Below are 17,147 nucleotides of genomic sequence, written 5' to 3' on the forward strand. Positions count from 1 at the left end.
AAATTGTACATTTCGTGCGCTTTTCTGTAAGTATAAAACCTTAAGAAAACCTTAAAAAAGCTTGTTTAGGTTTTGTTTAAGTTAAGCCCTCATACTGGAGACGGTCAGAAAATACCTCCAGGAGATGGCATGATTCGCTTATCTGAACAAAGTCCCCTGGGCACCGGAAGACATCGAAAATGTTATGCGCATCCGGAAGATGCCCAACGCTGTATTAAAATTGTCTACCACCGTGGCGACGGTGGTGATAAAGAGATCCGCCGTGAGTTAAAGTACTATGCGCATCTTGGTCGTCGTTTGAAAGACTGGAGCGGTATTCCGCGCTATCACGGTACGGTTGAGACTGATTGCGGAACCGGTTATGTCTACGATGTGATTGCCGATTTTGATGGCAAACCGTCTATTACACTGAGCGAATTTGCTAAACAATGCCATTACGAAGAAGATATCGCGCAACTGCGTCAGTTATTGAAACAGTTAAAGCGTTATTTGCAGAATAACCACATCGTGACGATGTCGCTGAAGCCGCAGAATATTCTCTGCCACCGCATCAGTGAGTCAGAAATTATCCCCGTCGTCTGTGACAACATTGGTGAAAGCACGTTGATTCCATTGGCGACCTGGTCGAAGTGGTGTTGTCTGCGTAAGCAAGAGCGGTTGTGGCGACGTTTTATCACTCAACCAGCGTTAGCTGTTGCTCTGCAAAAAGAGGCGCAACCGAGTGAAAGCAAAAAGCTCTCCCTCACCTCGCGCGAAGCCTAATACAGCTGGTGTTGTTGCATAAACGACTCACCGCCTAACTGATGTATTTGCTGCAAAATCCACGCCTGACGGCTACGCACGTAGCCCGAAGGTGCAGTAACTTTGAAACGAAGTGGATTGGGTAATACAGCCGCCAATAACGCTGCTTCCGAACGGGTAAGTTTGCTGGCGGATTTATGGAAATAACGCTGTGCCGCTGCCTCGACGCCAAACACACCGTCGCCAAATTCGACGACATTCAGGTAAACCGTCAGGATGCGTTTTTTGCTCCAGACCGTTTCTATCCCCAGTGTTAATCCGGCTTCCAGCCCTTTTCGTACCCAGCTTCGCCCATCCCACAAAAAGAGATTTTTGGCTGTCTGCTGCGAAATTGTTGATGCGCCGCGAATGCGGTTTTCATTGCGCTCGTTGTGCGCCAGGGCTTTCTCAATGGAAGCGACATCAAAACCCCAGTGCTCGGGAAATTTCTGATCTTCTGCGGCAATCACCGCCAGCCCCATCCACGGCGAGATTTGATCCATACTGACCCAGTCAGAATGCGCCACGTAACGAAAGTTACCGTGCAGCCAGGCACTTAGCTGACGCTCGGCCATCACCGCAGAGAACGGGACTGGCGCTATACTAAACAGCGCTATACCCCCGCCCCAGAGCACAAAGAGGACAATCGATAACCGCAGAATGAAACGGCGAACGAAACCGAACGCCGTTACGCGGCGTTTGCTCATTCCGCCAGAACCAGTACGCGGGAAACCAGCTTATCAATACCACTTGCTGCTTCCGCAATGTTCTGTGCCAACATATACGCAGGTGTGGTAACAATCTTATTGTCTTCATCAACGACAATATCATCTACCGGACATGGCACATGCTCCGCGCCCATATCTTCCAGCACTTCTGCGGTATCGATATCAGTACCGATAGTCAAACGCAGCGGGAAATTGAAGATTTTCGGCAACATTGCCGGGGCAATGCACATAAAGCCAAGCGGTTTTCCGGCCTGATGCATTGCCAGCGCCAGCGCCTTTAACTCACGGTCCACGCTGCATTCACTGCCAAGACTGGCAAAATCACTCAAATTCTTTGCCGCGCCAAATCCACCCGGCACAATTAACGCATCCAGTTCGGCGGCATCAGCCTGTGCCAGAGGGCGGATCTCACCACGCGTAATACGCGCCGCTTCAATCAACACATTGCGCGTTTCCGCCATTGCTTCACCGGTTAAATGGTTAATGACATCAACCTGCTGCTTATCTGGAGCAAAACAAACTGCCTGCGCGCCGCTGCGAGATATCGCTAATAACGTCAATACCGCTTCATGAATTTCAGAACCGTCATAGACGCCGCATCCGCTCAGAACTACGCCAATTTTCTTCATTGTGATCATCCTTTCCCAATTGACTGAAACACATTAATTTTTTTAATAAAAACGCTACGCATCACACATTTAACTGATTCATGTAACAAATCATTTAAGATTTGCTATCTTAACTGCATGCGGCCTGAAAAACAGTGCTGTGCCTTTGTTACTTATCATAAAAAATTACGGCGCAGCCAAGATTTCCCTGGTGTTGGCGCAGTATTCGCGCACCCCGGTTTAGCCGGGGTCATTTTTTAGCAGCTTTTGCCACCCACGCTTTCAACACTTCTACGTCGTGACGCCACTCTTCTTTCATCTCTTCAATCCATTCACCAACATTATCTTCCCACGCAGGAAGATCGGGAGACTGAATTTGCTGCCCCAGCTGTTGTAAATGGCGTAACCCCACAGAACCCGCTGCGCCTTTAATTTTATGTCCTTCCTCAACGATGCCTTTTTTGTCCTGTGCCGTCAGGTTCGACTCCAGTACGCTGACATAGCCCGGCATCATCTTCTCAAACACGGCCAACCCGTCGGTAATCAACTTCGGTCCTACAAGTTCGAGATACTGCTCCAGCATGGGAATATCGAGCAATGCTTCTGATTTACCACTCTCTTCTGTCGTCACCGTGCTCTCCTCATCATCCTGGGTATCCCAGAATTTCTTGATCATCGCGGTTAGCGCCGGAACAGAAAGCGGCTTACTCAGCACATCATCCATTCCAGCATTGAGGTACTCTTGTTTATCTTTCAGCACGTTGGCGGTTAAGGCCACCAGCGGTGGTAAATCTTCACGCGGATAACGCTTCGTCAGTTCGCGTGATATATCCAGCCCGGTCATATCTGGTAACTGAATATCCAGCAATACAAGGTCGTATTCGCCCGGCTTAAACATCTCCAGTGCTGCCTTACCAGACATCGCCACATCAACGCTGTTGCCCAGTTTTTCCAGCACCGAACGGGCAACGATGACGTTCAGCTCAATGTCCTCTACCAACAGCACATTCAGCGCCGGTAAAGGCATATCATCTTCGTCAAACGCATCATCCACTTCTTCCGCCACCGACGGCGCGTGGATCGTCAGGGTAAAGGTAGAGCCTTTACCTTGTTCGCTGGTGACAGTGATATCACCGCCCATATTTTTCGCCAGTCGACGAGAAACCGCCAGGCCAATACCCGTACCGGTTGCAGGTTTGCCACCGTGGCTGTCTTTCACCTGATAATACATGGCGAAAATTTTATCCAGTTCATTCTGTGGAATACCGATGCCGGAGTCTTCCACTTCAAAATGCAGCATGTCGCCTTCGTCATAACGTACGCGAACAGTCACCTGGCCCTTCTGGGTAAATTTCACAGCGTTACTGATTAAGTTCCACAGGATCTGGCGTAAGCGAGTCCCGTCGGTAATCACCTGATGCGGCAGCGGCAGTGTTGGTTCAAGAACAAAGCGCAAGCCTTTTTGTTGCGCCTGCAGTGCGGAGAGGTTTTCCAGATCGGCCAGGAAGCTGGTGAAATCAACCGGCTGGTTATCGAGCTGAACTTTACGTCGCTCCATCTTATCCATATCAATAATATCGTTGAAGATATTCCCCAAAGTGATGGCGGAAACATGGATAGTTTTGAGATATTTTTCCTGCTCGGCGGTGAGCTCTGTATCCAGCAGAATTCGGCTTAAGCCGACGATACCGTTCAGCGGCGTACGCAACTCATGACTGATGGTGGAGATAAAGGTTGTTTTGTCGCGGCTGGCGCGTTCGAGCGCATCCTGATAACGCTTACGCTCGGTAATGTCGCGGCCGAACCCCATCAAGCCGTGGCGTTTACCCACGCGGTCGTAGTACGGCACTTTACGGATTTCAAAGCAGGCTTTGCGTCCATCCGGATAATCCAGCCACTGTTCATAGGTCAGTGACACATTATGACGGAACACCTTCTCGTCGGTTTCAATGACTTTCGCTGCGGCTTCCGGCGAGTAAACGTCCGCAGGTTTCAAATGCACCAACTGTTTTTCGCTTTTCCCGGTCAGCAGTTCCATCGCACGGTTACAGCCGGAAAACTCTTTATCTTCGTTACGGTAAAAAACCAGATCGGGTGAAGCATCAAGGAAGGAACGTAAGAACGAAGATTGTTGCTCGAGTTGAATTTGCGTCTCTTCGCGCTCTTTGATTTCAATTTTCAGCTGACCGAAGGTTTCCTGCAGTTCTGCTTCTGCTTTTTCACGAACGGCGATTTCCTGATTTAGCTGGGCAATATTATCTTTTAACTGAACGTTGAGGCTTAGATCGCGCTCGCGCATCTCCTCCAGCTTTTGTACCAGACGTGACAGGCGTTGCCGTGACTCCTCGAGTTGCTCAACGACTACCGAAAGAAAGTAGACCGCCCATGGCGTAATCAACAAACCAAAGAAAATAGAGCGGATAACATCAATGCTTTCGACCTGACCATGCAGCACCATGGTTACCGCCATTTGTACCACAATGGCAAGAACGACGAGGGCCAGCGCCAGCAACATTGAGAAGCGCACCAGACCTAACTTCATCATCAGGTCAACATAGTACTGCGCCAGCAGACGAATTTGCTTCATTAGGGGATTCCTTCACGACAACCTGCCCCAATAATACCCAATTCTGACAGTTACGTTATAAATTGTGTGAGAAATGCGGAATTCCCCTCAATGGCCTACGCCGTTGGAGGTAGCCACGGACGTCCCAGCGCCGATCCCTGTACGCCATGTTCAGTAAGATAGCGATCCAACTCAACCATACCCGTCCAGCGATTTTCACACCATAGCGGTGCAAGTAGCGTCGGGCGACGGGCGCTGGCGGAAATGCGGTGGTAGATCACTTCCGGCGGCGTATGGCGAATCATTTCTCCGGCAGTGAGCGTGTAATCTTCCAGTTCGATACCGTTCAAACGCCCCGCTTCCCAGGCTTTCGCCATAATGCTGCCTTTTACAATATGCAGCGGATGCAGCTTTATACCGTCCACGCCGGTTTCAACCACTCGCTCCAGCGTTTGCAAACATTCAGCCTGCCCTTCGCCAGGCAGTCCGACAATTAAGTGAGAACACACCTTCAGACCGCGCTGACGTGCCTGCTGGGTTGTACGCTGATAACAGGCAAAATCATGGCCGCGATTGATGCGATGCAGCGTTTTGTCGTGTGCGGTTTGCAGCCCCAGTTCCAGCCACACTTCATAGCCCTGGTCTTTATATTCACAAAGCAGATCAAGCACCGCATCTGGCACGCAGTCCGGGCGCGTACCAACACACAAACCAACGATATTGGCCTGGCTTACCGCCTGTTGATACATAGAACGCAGCACCTGAACTTCCGCAAAGGTGCTGGTATACGCCTGAAAGTAAGCCAGATAGCGTTTCGCGCGGTTAACTAAATTCGCCTGGTGCGCCAGTTGCTCGGCAATGGAACGATGCTGCTGCGCTTCATCGGCAAACGAGGCAACATTACAGAATGTGCAGCCGCCACGCCCGATGGTACCGTCACGGTTAGGGCAGCTAAAACCGCCGTGCAGCGTCAGCTTATGCACCTTTTGCCCATAGCGACGGGTGAGATCACCACCAAACATATTGACTAATTTCTGTAACTGCATAATCTGATAGACCGCGCCTTGAAAAGAGGCAAAAGCCTGCCATTTTTAGCTCAATTCGGCGATGACCTGGATCAATCGTCCCGGCCTGCTTTTATCAACTGCATAATAAATCAAAATTACCGAAATTTCATGCATAATCACATAAATCACTTTTGCTTATCTTGTGTCAGATTTTTTTATCTCCTTATGGATTTTAGGCAAAAACAGTAGCATGAAACGTCATTACCAATTAAGGCAGTATAAAATGCTGGTTTTCTCGTCAGTTCAAGGCAGGATAAGGGTTAACACGCCTTAATGACAGTCAGGAATTGGCTGTTTCTCTAACGACGTCCCTTTTAGCCTTAAATAGAAAATCTATTTTAATTTCAGCTAATTAATAAAGAATTTTGCGCTAAAGCACATTTTTGTACCAATAAGCTTGCCATTTGACCTGTATCAGCTTTCCCGATAAGTTGGAAATCCGCTGGAAGCTTTCTGGATGAGCAGCCTGCTCATCATATTTATGCAGTAATTGAGATCCCCTCTTCACCGTATTAACCGATGCGAAAAGGACAACAAGGGGGCGAATGCGAGGCGCGCGTATGACACGCAAACCCCGTCGCCACGCTCTTTCTGTGCCCGTGCGTAGCGGTTCGGAAGTGGGGTTCCCGCAGAGCCTGGGGAGGTTCACTGATATGTTGTACGATAAATCCCTTGAGAAGGATAACTGTGGTTTCGGCCTGATCGCCCACATAGAAGGCGAACCTAGCCACAAGGTAGTGCGTACTGCAATACACGCACTGGCCCGAATGCAGCACCGTGGTGCGATTCTCGCCGATGGTAAAACCGGTGACGGTTGCGGCCTGCTATTACAAAAACCGGATCGCTTTTTTCGCATCGTTGCGCAGGAGCGCGGCTGGCGTTTAGCAAAAAACTACGCCGTCGGGATGCTCTTCCTGAATAAAGATCCTGAACTCACCGCTGCCGCACGCCGCATCGTTGAAGAAGAGCTGCAACGTGAAACCTTGTCGATTGTGGGCTGGCGTGATGTCCCCACTAACGAAGGCGTGCTGGGTGAAATCGCCCTCTCTTCTCTGCCACGCATTGAGCAAATTTTCGTTAACGCTCCGGCTGGCTGGCGTCCGCGTGATATGGAGCGCCGTCTGTTTATCGCCCGCCGCCGCATTGAAAAGCGTCTCGAAGCCGACAAAGACTTCTACGTCTGTAGCCTGTCGAATCTGGTGAACATCTATAAAGGTCTGTGTATGCCGGCGGATCTGCCGCGCTTCTACCTGGATCTTGCGGACCTGCGTCTGGAATCGGCCATTTGCCTGTTCCACCAGCGCTTCTCCACTAACACCGTACCGCGCTGGCCGCTGGCGCAGCCGTTCCGCTATCTGGCGCATAACGGCGAGATCAACACCATTACCGGTAACCGCCAATGGGCGCGCGCCCGTACCTATAAATTCCAGACGCCACTGATCCCTGACCTGCACGACGCCGCGCCGTTCGTCAACGAAACCGGTTCCGACTCCAGCTCGATGGATAACATGCTGGAACTGTTGCTGGCTGGCGGGATGGATATCATCCGCGCTATGCGTCTGTTAGTACCACCCGCCTGGCAGAACAACCCGGATATGGACCCTGAACTGCGTGCCTTCTTTGACTTTAACTCCATGCATATGGAGCCGTGGGATGGCCCGGCGGGCATCGTGATGTCTGACGGTCGTTTTGCCGCCTGTAACCTTGACCGTAACGGTCTACGTCCGGCGCGCTATGTCATCACCAAAGATAAGCTCATCACCTGCGCCTCTGAAGTCGGTATCTGGGATTATCAGCCTGACGAAGTGGTCGAAAAAGGCCGCGTCGGGCCAGGCGAACTGATGGTAATCGACACTCGCAGTGGGCGCATTCTGCACTCGGCAGAAACCGATGACGATCTGAAAAGCCGCCATCCATATAAAGAGTGGATGGAGAAAAACGTCCGCCGTCTGGTACCGTTTGAAGATCTGCCCGATGAAGAAGTGGGTAGCCGCGAACTGGACGACGACACGCTTGCCAGCTACCAGAAACAGTTTAACTACAGCGCGGAAGAGCTGGACTCTGTAATCCGTGTGCTGGGCGAAAACGGCCAGGAGGCGGTCGGTTCGATGGGCGACGACACTCCATTCGCCGTGCTCTCCAGTCAGCCGCGCATTATTTACGACTATTTCCGTCAGCAGTTTGCGCAGGTAACCAACCCGCCAATCGACCCGCTGCGTGAAGCGCACGTTATGTCGCTCGCTACCAGCATCGGTCGTGAAATGAACGTCTTCTGTGAAGCAGAAGGCCAGGCGCACCGTTTAAGCTTTAAATCGCCGATTCTGCTCTACTCCGATTTCAAACAGCTCACGACGATGAAAGAGGAGCACTACCGCGCAGATACGCTGGATATCACCTTTGACGTCACCAAAACCACGCTCGAAACGACGGTCAAAGAGCTGTGCGACAAAGCCGAAAAAATGGTACGTAGCGGCACCGTATTGCTGGTGCTTTCCGACCGGAATATCGGCAAAGATCGCCTGCCGGTTCCGGCCCCGATGGCGGTTGGCGCGATCCAGACCCGTCTGGTCGATCAAAGTCTGCGTTGCGATGCCAACATCATCGTCGAAACCGCCAGCGCCCGCGATCCGCACCATTTCGCCGTGTTGCTGGGCTTCGGCGCGACGGCTATTTATCCATACCTTGCCTATGAAACGCTGGGCCGCCTGGTAGACACTCAGGCGATTGCCAAAAATTATCGTACCGTGATGCTGAACTACCGCAACGGCATCAACAAAGGCTTGTACAAAATCATGTCCAAAATGGGCATCTCCACCATCGCCTCTTATCGCTGCTCGAAACTGTTTGAAGCGGTCGGCCTGCACGATGATGTAGTGTGCCTGTGCTTCCAGGGTGCGGTTAGCCGCATTGGCGGGGCGAGCTTTGAAGACTTCCAGCAGGATCTGCTGAATCTGTCGAAACGAGCCTGGCTGGCGCGCAAGCCCATCAGCCAGGGCGGCCTACTGAAATATGTGCACGGCGGCGAATACCACGCCTACAATCCGGACGTGGTGCGCACGCTGCAACAGGCGGTCCAGAGTGGCGAGTACAGCGACTATCAGGAATACGCGAAGCTGGTTAATGAGCGTCCGGCAACAACGCTGCGCGATCTGCTGGCAATTACGCCGGGTGATGAAGCGGTCAACATTGCTGATGTTGAACCGGCAAGCGAACTGTTTAAACGCTTCGATACCGCTGCAATGTCTATTGGCGCATTAAGCCCGGAAGCGCACGAAGCGCTGGCAGAAGCGATGAACAGCATCGGCGGTAACTCGAACTCCGGTGAAGGTGGTGAAGACCCTGCCCGCTACGGCACCAACAAAGTGTCGCGCATCAAGCAGGTGGCTTCCGGTCGATTCGGTGTTACTCCGGCGTACCTGGTCAATGCCGACGTCATTCAGATTAAAGTCGCCCAGGGCGCGAAGCCGGGTGAAGGCGGTCAGTTACCGGGCGATAAAGTCACGCCTTACATCGCCAAACTGCGCTATTCGGTGCCGGGCGTGACACTGATCTCCCCGCCGCCGCACCACGATATCTACTCTATCGAGGACCTGGCGCAGCTGATTTTCGACCTCAAGCAGGTCAACCCGAAAGCGATGATCTCCGTAAAACTGGTGTCCGAACCGGGCGTCGGTACCATCGCGACTGGCGTGGCGAAAGCTTATGCCGATTTAATCACCATCGCAGGCTATGACGGCGGTACGGGGGCAAGCCCGCTGTCGTCGGTGAAATATGCAGGCTGCCCGTGGGAACTCGGTCTGGTGGAAACCCAGCAGGCGCTGGTTGCTAACGGTCTACGTCATAAAATTCGGTTGCAGGTTGATGGCGGCCTGAAAACGGGCGTTGATATCATCAAAGCGGCGATTCTCGGCGCAGAAAGCTTTGGCTTCGGCACTGGTCCGATGGTGGCGCTCGGCTGTAAATATCTGCGAATCTGCCACCTGAACAACTGCGCAACGGGTGTGGCAACTCAGGACGACAAACTGCGTAAGAATCACTATCACGGCCTGCCGTTCAAGGTGACGAATTACTTTGAGTTTATCGCCCGTGAAACCCGCGAGCTGATGGCACAGTTGGGCGTAACGCGTCTGGTGGATCTGATTGGTCGCACCGACCTGCTGAAAGAGCTGGACGGTTTCACCGCCAAACAGCAGAAACTGGCGCTGTCGAAGCTGCTGGAGACTGCCGAGCCTAAGGCTGGTAAGGCGCTCTACTGCACCGAAAACAACCCGCCGTTTGATAACGGCCTGCTGAATGCGCAGTTGCTGCAACAGGCGAAACCGTTTGTCGATGAACGCCAGAGCAAAACCTTCTGGTTCGATATTCGCAACACCGACCGTTCTGTCGGCGCGTCGCTTTCAGGCTATATCGCCCAAACGCACGGCGATCAGGGGCTGGCAGCCGATCCTATCAAAGCGTACTTCAACGGCACCGCAGGCCAGAGCTTCGGTGTGTGGAACGCGGGCGGCGTGGAACTGTACCTGACCGGTGATGCCAACGACTATGTTGGTAAAGGCATGGCGGGCGGCTTAATCGCCATTCGTCCTCCGGTTGGCTCAGCCTTCCGCAGCCATGAAGCAAGCATTATCGGCAACACCTGCCTGTACGGCGCCACTGGTGGTCGTCTGTATGCCGCAGGCCGCGCGGGTGAACGTTTCGGTGTGCGTAACTCGGGTGCGATTACCGTGGTTGAAGGCATTGGCGACAACGGCTGTGAATATATGACGGGTGGTATTGTCTGTATTCTGGGTAAAACCGGCGTTAACTTCGGCGCAGGCATGACCGGCGGCTTCGCTTACGTTCTCGATGAAAGTGGCGATTTCCGCAAACGCGTTAACCCGGAACTGGTCGAGGTCTTAAGCGTTGACGATTTAGCTATCCATGAAGAGCATCTGCGTGGTCTTATCACCGAGCATGTGCAGCATACCGGTTCTCAGCGTGGTGAAGAGATTCTGGCAAACTGGTCAACCTTCGCCACTAAATTCGCGCTGGTTAAACCGAAGTCCAGTGATGTAAAAGCACTGCTGGGTCACCGTAGTCGTAGCGCAGCAGAGTTGCGCGTGCAGGCGCAGTAAGGGGTAGCAACAATGAGTCAGAATGTTTATCAATTTATCGACCTGCAGCGTGTTGATCCGCCAAAGAAACCGCTGAAGATCCGCAAAATTGAGTTTGTTGAAATTTACGAGCCGTTTTCCGAAGGCCAGGCCAAAGCGCAGGCTGATCGCTGCCTGTCGTGCGGCAACCCATACTGCGAGTGGAAATGCCCGGTACACAACTACATCCCGAACTGGCTGAAGCTCGCCAACGAGGGGCGTATTTTTGAAGCGGCGGAACTGTCGCATCAGACCAACACGCTGCCGGAAGTATGCGGACGTGTCTGCCCGCAAGACCGTCTGTGCGAAGGTTCCTGCACCCTGAACGATGAGTTTGGCGCGGTGACCATCGGCAACATTGAGCGTTATATCAATGATAAAGCGTTCGAGATGGGCTGGCGTCCGGATATGTCCGGCGTGAAACAGACCGGTAAAAAAGTGGCGATTATCGGCGCAGGTCCGGCGGGTCTGGCGTGTGCGGATGTCCTGACGCGTAACGGCGTAAAAGCGGTCGTCTTCGACCGTCACCCGGAAATCGGCGGCCTGCTGACCTTCGGTATTCCGGCTTTCAAGCTGGAAAAAGAGGTAATGACGCGCCGCCGTGAAATCTTCACCGGCATGGGTATTGAATTCAAACTCAATACCGAAGTGGGCCGCGACGTGCAGCTGGACGATCTGCTGAGTGATTACGATGCCGTGTTCCTTGGCGTCGGGACTTATCAGTCAATGCGCGGCGGGCTGGAAAACGAAGACGCCGATGGCGTGTACGCAGCGCTGCCGTTCCTTATCGCCAACACCAAACAGTTAATGGGTTTTGGTGAAACCCGCGACGAACCGTTCGTCAGCATGGAAGGCAAACGCGTGGTGGTCCTTGGCGGTGGCGACACTGCGATGGACTGCGTGCGCACGTCTGTACGCCAGGGGGCAAAGCACGTTACCTGTGCCTATCGTCGTGATGAAGAGAACATGCCGGGTTCCCGCCGCGAAGTGAAAAACGCGCGGGAAGAAGGCGTAGAGTTCAAATTCAACGTCCAGCCGCTGGGTATTGAAGTGAACGGCAACGGCAAAGTCAGCGGCGTAAAAATGGTGCGCACAGAAATGGGCGAACCGGATGCCAAAGGCCGTCGCCGCGCGGAGATTGTGGCAGGTTCCGAACATATCGTTCCGGCAGATGCGGTGATCATGGCGTTTGGTTTCCGTCCACACAACATGGAATGGCTGGCAAAACACAGCGTCGAGCTGGATTCGCAGGGGCGCATTATCGCCCCGGAAGGCAACGACAACGCTTTCCAGACCAGCAACCCGAAAATCTTTGCTGGCGGCGATATCGTCCGTGGTTCCGATCTGGTCGTTACCGCCATTGCCGAAGGTCGCAAAGCGGCAGACGGCATTATGAACTGGCTGGAAGTTTAATCCCTGCTCCAGCGCCGCCTCCTCAGAAAAGAGTCGGCGCTGAAATTCTCCTTTCGTTCTGGAAAGCGCCTCGCATAATCTGAAGAAAACCAATGTAATACGCACACCTGGATTGTTACCGGCAGATGCCCGGCGTATAGCTGATTCCATTATTCAACACAGCTCCATATAAAGGGAAAGATAATGGAATCGCTCTCATTTCAAACCACCGCAGGCTACCAGCAAATCCACGACGGCATTATTCACCTGGTCGATAGTGCCCGGACGGAAACGGTACGTAGTGTTAACGCGTTAATGACCGCGACGTATTGGGAAATTGGCCGACGGATTGTCGAATTTGAACAAGGTGGTGAGGCTCGGGCCGCGTATGGTACGCAGCTAATCAAGCGGCTATCAAAGGATTTAAGTCTAAGGTATAAGCGTGGGTTCTCTGCAAAAAACTTACGCCAAATGAGGCTTTTTTACCTTTTTTATCAACATATTGAAATTCGGCAGACACTGTCTGCCAAATCTTTGCCTCTGCCCTGGTCCACTTATGTCCGCTTGCTTTCCGTTAAAAACGCTGACGCCCGCAGCTTTTATGAAAAAGAGACGCTCCGCTGTGGCTGGTCTGTTCGCCAGCTAGAGCGGCAAATTGCGACCCAGTTTTATGAGCGGACATTACTGTCATATGACAAATCAGCCATGCTGCAACAACACGCTCCTGCCGAGACGCATATTCTTCCGCAGCAGGCGATACGCGATCCCTTTGTGCTCGAATTTCTGGAATTAAAAGATGAATACTCAGAATCCGATTTTGAGGAGGCGCTGATCAACCACCTGATGGATTTCATGCTGGAACTTGGGGATGATTTTGCCTTTGTCGGTCGACAACGAAGGTTACGCATTGATGACAACTGGTTTCGGGTCGATCTGTTGTTTTTCCACCGCCGTTTACGCTGCCTGCTAATCGTCGATCTAAAAGTGGGCAAATTTAGCTATAGCGATGCCGGACAAATGAATATGTATCTCAACTATGCCAAAGAGCACTGGACGCTACCGGATGAAAATCCGCCCATCGGTCTGGTTCTCTGTGCAGAGAAAGGAGCCGGAGAAGCACATTATGCTCTGGCAGGTTTGCCTAACACCGTTCTGGCAAGTGAATATAAGATGCAGCTACCTGATGAGAAACAACTCGCGGATGAACTCGTTCGAACACAGGCGGTGCTAGAGGAAGGCTATAGACGCCGTTAATTTCAGCGGTTTCGAATTCTGCAGACGGTGTCTGCAGAATCTTTAAAACGAACTAAGTTTTAAGCCATTAAATCAGCCTTAACCTTCACCACAACCTTTTTAATCTCACCAGGTTCGCCAACAACGCATCCCGGTTTATGCGGTTCTCCTGGCATAAACACGGCGAACATTCCCGGTTTCAGGATGATGGCTTGCTCGTTCTCAATGGCGCTGCAAAGCTGGTAATCATCATCATGGTGGAACTCTTCACACTGGCGCGCAGTGCCTGCCATGCCAAACAGAATCCGTTCCTCACCGTTTAATAACAGCTGGATATCAATGTACTGTTGGTGCAATTCCGCTTTTTTCTCAACGGGCGATTGAGTGTTAAACGTCATGACATTCATAAAGATATTATCGCCCTGTAATTCGTAACGACCCGGTGTTTTTTCTTGCGGTCTGGCAGCTAATGCCAGCGTTAACGCGTCCTGTAATGCAGGATGTAATCCGGCAGACGGTAATGACTGTACTTCACCCATCATCATAATATTTCTCCCTGGGCCAACAGCGCGGCCCCAAGTAAACCTGCATCATGGCGGTAGTGCGCCGCCAGTAAATCAACATGAAATGCCGCTGGCTCCTGCGCCAGATACGTTTCCACTAACGCCAGATACCCTTCTGCCAGACCAACGCTGCCACCGACCACTACGCACTGGCAATCAGTTGTGGCTTTAATATCAGCGATCAGCCTTGCAAGCGTACGTGCGGAGCGGTGAATCAGTTGCTGCGCCTGTTCGTCGCCCTGCCCGGCGCGCGTGAAAATGGTTTTCGCATCCGCGCCAGCCAATTCCCCCTGCGCTGCCGCTGCAATGCCGCGACCAGAAGCAATCGCTTCCACGCAACCTGTGCGTCCACAGCCGCAGACTGGACCATGTGGATCGGCAAGCGTATGCCCGATATGCCCCGCCAGACCGCCAGGGCCGGTAAGCAGTTTACCGCCGCTCACTACACCGCCGCCGACGCCAGTGGAAACGGTGATAAACACCATCTCGGTTACATCGCCTTCCAGCGCCTGATACTCCGCCCATGCTGCGGCCTGCGCATCATTAATGGCAATGGTCGGCAAATCAGTAAGTTGCTCCAGCGTTTTGACTAACGGAAAGTGTAGCAATCCACCGAGATTATGCGGATTCAGCGCCAATAAGCTGCCGTCGCGAATAATTCCGGTTGAAGCGATAGCAACCCGCTGCGCATGAGCGTGTAACGGGGAGACTAATGCGGATAAGGCATCACGCAGCGCCTGCGGCGTCTGGCTGGCAGGCGTAAGAAGTTCTCGGCGATCGCGGATCTGCCCATCAGCGCCAATCAGCGCAGCGGCAAGTTTAGTACCGCCGATATCAATCGCCAGAGTGGTCATAGCACCGCCTTTTTCATCGCTGTGTTGTACCACTGACAAATGTGTTCAAGACGTGTGATAGCAGAACCGACCGTCACCGCCCACGCGCCGTGGCGCATTGCGTCTGCCGCCTGGGATGGCGTGTTGTAACGCCCTTCGGCAATCACCCGACATCCGGCGTCGCTTAATGTCTTCACCAGTGCCAGGTCTGGCTCTTCCGGCGTTTCTGGCGTGGTGTAACCCGAAAGCGTGGTGCCAATAATTTCGGCGCCCAGCTTTTGGCATGCCAGGGCGTCTTCCGGCGTTGAGCAGTCGGTCATCGCCAGTAAACCGTGATGGTGAATACGTGCCAGCAGCGTTTCAACAGGCACCGGACGCGGTCGGTCGGTGCCGTCAATCGCGATAATGTCTGCGCCCGCCTGCGCCAGCGCATCAACATCTTCAATATAGGCCGTGATGCGTACCGGAAAATCCTCCAGATCGCGTTTCACAATCCCGATAATCGGCACACTCACCACCGCACGCGTGGCTTGCAGATTTGCCACACCTTCGATGCGAATGGCAACCGCACCCGCCTGCTCTGCCGCTAATGCCATGGCAGCGACGATTTCCGGTTTATCGAGTGGGCTGTCAGGCACCGGCTGGCAGGAGACAATCAGGCCACCGTTGGCAGCGATTTTTTGATCCAGTTGTGCAAGTAACGACATACTTCTTCCCTTAGCAAAAGGCCCGGCACATGGCCGGGCAACAGGATTAACTTTTGGTTTTGACTAAATCGTTTTTGGCACCGCCAAACGGCACGGCACCGCTGAATGGTTTGCCGTCGATAGCGTCATGAGTACGTAACGCTTCCGGGCGCAACCAACGCTGAACGCGAGAAGGCATATCCAGCCCAATCAGCAGGATCACCACGAACGTCAGACTGAACGAAAGCGATCCCAGTGCCGTCCCCAGATCCAGACGTTGAGCAATCAGCGCACCAATGATCGGCGCCAGTGCGCCGCCAAGTGCGCCAACGTTATAGGTAAAGCCCAGGCCCGCTGCACGCTGGTCGGTATCGAAATAACCACCAATCAGTTTCGGTAAGATCCCGGAGATCCCCTGACCGAGCATTTGCTGGAAGAACAGCAACAGACCAAGTACCCAGACGTTTGCACCGCCAATCGCAAATACCGGAATAATCAGCAATTGCGAGGCTAACAGGCTACAAACGTAGGCTTTGCGCGTTCCCAGCCAGTCACCGAGGAAGCCGCCGACACAGCAACCCACCGCCGCCCCAAAACCGCTAAAGAACAGCACATTGGCGACAGTATGCGGGTCATAAGCAAGATCGGTTTTCAGATATGTTGGCAGCAGTGCCTGAATCGGCCACGAGTAGAGGAAAGCAAATAACACAACCACCATCAGCATTACGCCTGTTGGCCAGCGTTTGCCCGTACTCTGTACCATAAAGCTGATAAAGATTGCGGCGCATAACAGCCCGAGAACAGCGACGATTGCGGCATTTTGCAGGTTACCGGCGAAGCAGAACCACAGCGCAGTAGCCGCCGCCAGCGTCATCACGATATTGGCGATGCGATGTTCACCACGGTAGAGAATATCCACCATCGTGCGCACCGGTGCTTTGCCCCCGTGTTTCTCTTTCCAGTCTTCCGCTTCCGGGATGTTTTTCCGCAACCAGAGAGCAAAGATGATCGGTAAGATGCCGATAAAGAACAGTGCACGCCAGCCCCAGACCGGGACTACCAGACTATAGACCTGGGCGGCAACGACAGCCCCCACAGAGAAGCCGGAAATCAGAAAACCACTGGCTTTATTACGCAGGTGTTTTGGCCAGCTTTCAATCACATAGGTGGCGCTGGAACCGTACTCACCCGCCATTCCCATGCCTATCACCAGACGAGCGATAAACATAGTGATGTAACCAGGCGCGAAGCCGCAGGCCAGCGTCCCGACCGAGAAGAGAACGATACTGGTGACCATTGCCAGACGACGCCCGTAGCGGTCGCCCATAGCGCCAAGCATCAGGCCGCCGAACCAACGAGAGATGAAGGCTGCGGAAATCAGACTTGCCGCCTGTACCGTTGTCAGCCCGAATTCACCTTGTACTTCAGTGAGTACCAGGGCAATTAAAACGAAATCAAAACCATCAAGTAGATATCCCAACCAGGCAGCGGAAAATGCCCGCCATTGTGCACGATTGAGATGGCGATACCACGGGATATTCTGGGTTGTAGTACTCATT

12 protein-coding genes are annotated in these 17,147 nt (G+C 52.9%); 4 read left to right on the top strand and 8 right to left on the bottom strand.

Going from position 1 to position 17,147, the window contains the following annotated elements:
- Positions 1-129 precede the first annotated feature (129 nt).
- Complete coding sequence (gene yrbL / locus FEK46_RS01760; protein ID WP_131160907.1) at positions 130-762, top strand: PhoP regulatory network protein YrbL; 633 nt, start codon at positions 130-132, stop codon at positions 760-762.
- Here the strand turns inward: yrbL and mtgA are convergent.
- The 4 genes from mtgA to FEK46_RS01780 all read right to left on the bottom strand — a co-directional run bounded on the left by mtgA (position 759) and on the right by FEK46_RS01780 (position 5,728).
- Complete coding sequence (mtgA, locus tag FEK46_RS01765; protein ID WP_135559882.1) at positions 759-1,487, bottom strand: monofunctional biosynthetic peptidoglycan transglycosylase; 729 nt, start codon at positions 1,485-1,487, stop codon at positions 759-761. The genes yrbL and mtgA overlap by 4 nt on opposite strands.
- Positions 1,484-2,137 (bottom strand): isoprenoid biosynthesis glyoxalase ElbB, encoded by a 654-nt coding sequence (elbB, locus tag FEK46_RS01770; protein WP_130204562.1) that lies wholly within the window; start codon positions 2,135-2,137, stop codon positions 1,484-1,486. The genes mtgA and elbB overlap by 4 nt, the downstream gene beginning before the upstream one ends.
- A 229-nt stretch (positions 2,138-2,366) precedes the next feature.
- Positions 2,367-4,703: an aerobic respiration two-component sensor histidine kinase ArcB gene (gene arcB, locus FEK46_RS01775; RefSeq protein WP_130219189.1), complete on the bottom strand. Its 2,337-nt coding sequence runs from the start codon at positions 4,701-4,703 to the stop codon at positions 2,367-2,369.
- Between the two features lie 95 nt (positions 4,704-4,798).
- Positions 4,799-5,728 (bottom strand): TIGR01212 family radical SAM protein, encoded by a 930-nt coding sequence (locus tag FEK46_RS01780; protein WP_131160904.1) that lies wholly within the window; start codon positions 5,726-5,728, stop codon positions 4,799-4,801.
- 674 nt (positions 5,729-6,402) lie between these two features.
- On the opposite strand from FEK46_RS01780, the gene gltB reads away from it, so the two are divergent.
- The 3 genes from gltB to FEK46_RS01795 all read left to right on the top strand — a co-directional run bounded on the left by gltB (position 6,403) and on the right by FEK46_RS01795 (position 13,527).
- The gene (gene gltB, locus FEK46_RS01785) at positions 6,403-10,863 is read left to right on the top strand and encodes a glutamate synthase large subunit (protein ID WP_135559883.1); all 4,461 of its coding nucleotides are present in this window, start codon (positions 6,403-6,405) and stop codon (positions 10,861-10,863) included.
- Positions 10,864-10,875: 12 nt separating this feature from the next.
- The gene (gltD, locus tag FEK46_RS01790; protein WP_000081672.1) at positions 10,876-12,294 is read left to right on the top strand and encodes a glutamate synthase subunit GltD; all 1,419 of its coding nucleotides are present in this window, start codon (positions 10,876-10,878) and stop codon (positions 12,292-12,294) included.
- 183 nt (positions 12,295-12,477) lie between these two features.
- Positions 12,478-13,527, top strand: coding sequence for a PDDEXK nuclease domain-containing protein (locus FEK46_RS01795; protein ID WP_135407976.1), 1,050 nt, complete (start codon positions 12,478-12,480; stop codon positions 13,525-13,527).
- Between the two features lie 59 nt (positions 13,528-13,586).
- On the opposite strand, the gene nanQ is transcribed toward FEK46_RS01795, so the two are convergent.
- The 4 genes from nanQ to nanT are packed head-to-tail and all read right to left on the bottom strand — an operon-like array spanning position 13,587 to position 17,146.
- A complete protein-coding gene (gene nanQ / locus FEK46_RS01800) occupies positions 13,587-14,051 on the bottom strand; it encodes an N-acetylneuraminate anomerase (protein WP_130204550.1) in 465 nt (154 codons plus the stop codon).
- The gene (nanK, locus tag FEK46_RS01805; protein WP_135559884.1) at positions 14,048-14,923 is read right to left on the bottom strand and encodes an N-acetylmannosamine kinase; all 876 of its coding nucleotides are present in this window, start codon (positions 14,921-14,923) and stop codon (positions 14,048-14,050) included. The genes nanQ and nanK overlap by 4 nt, the downstream gene beginning before the upstream one ends.
- Positions 14,920-15,609 (bottom strand): N-acetylmannosamine-6-phosphate 2-epimerase, encoded by a 690-nt coding sequence (locus FEK46_RS01810; protein WP_135559885.1) that lies wholly within the window; start codon positions 15,607-15,609, stop codon positions 14,920-14,922. The genes nanK and FEK46_RS01810 overlap by 4 nt, the downstream gene beginning before the upstream one ends.
- A gap of 46 nt (positions 15,610-15,655) precedes the next feature.
- Positions 15,656-17,146 (bottom strand): sialic acid transporter NanT, encoded by a 1,491-nt coding sequence (nanT, locus tag FEK46_RS01815; RefSeq protein ID WP_130204544.1) that lies wholly within the window; start codon positions 17,144-17,146, stop codon positions 15,656-15,658.
- Between the last annotated feature and the right edge of the window lies 1 nt (position 17,147).

Origin of the sequence: Escherichia sp. E4736, assembly GCF_005781225.1 — a bacterium.
Lineage (GTDB): Bacteria > Pseudomonadota > Gammaproteobacteria > Enterobacterales > Enterobacteriaceae > Escherichia.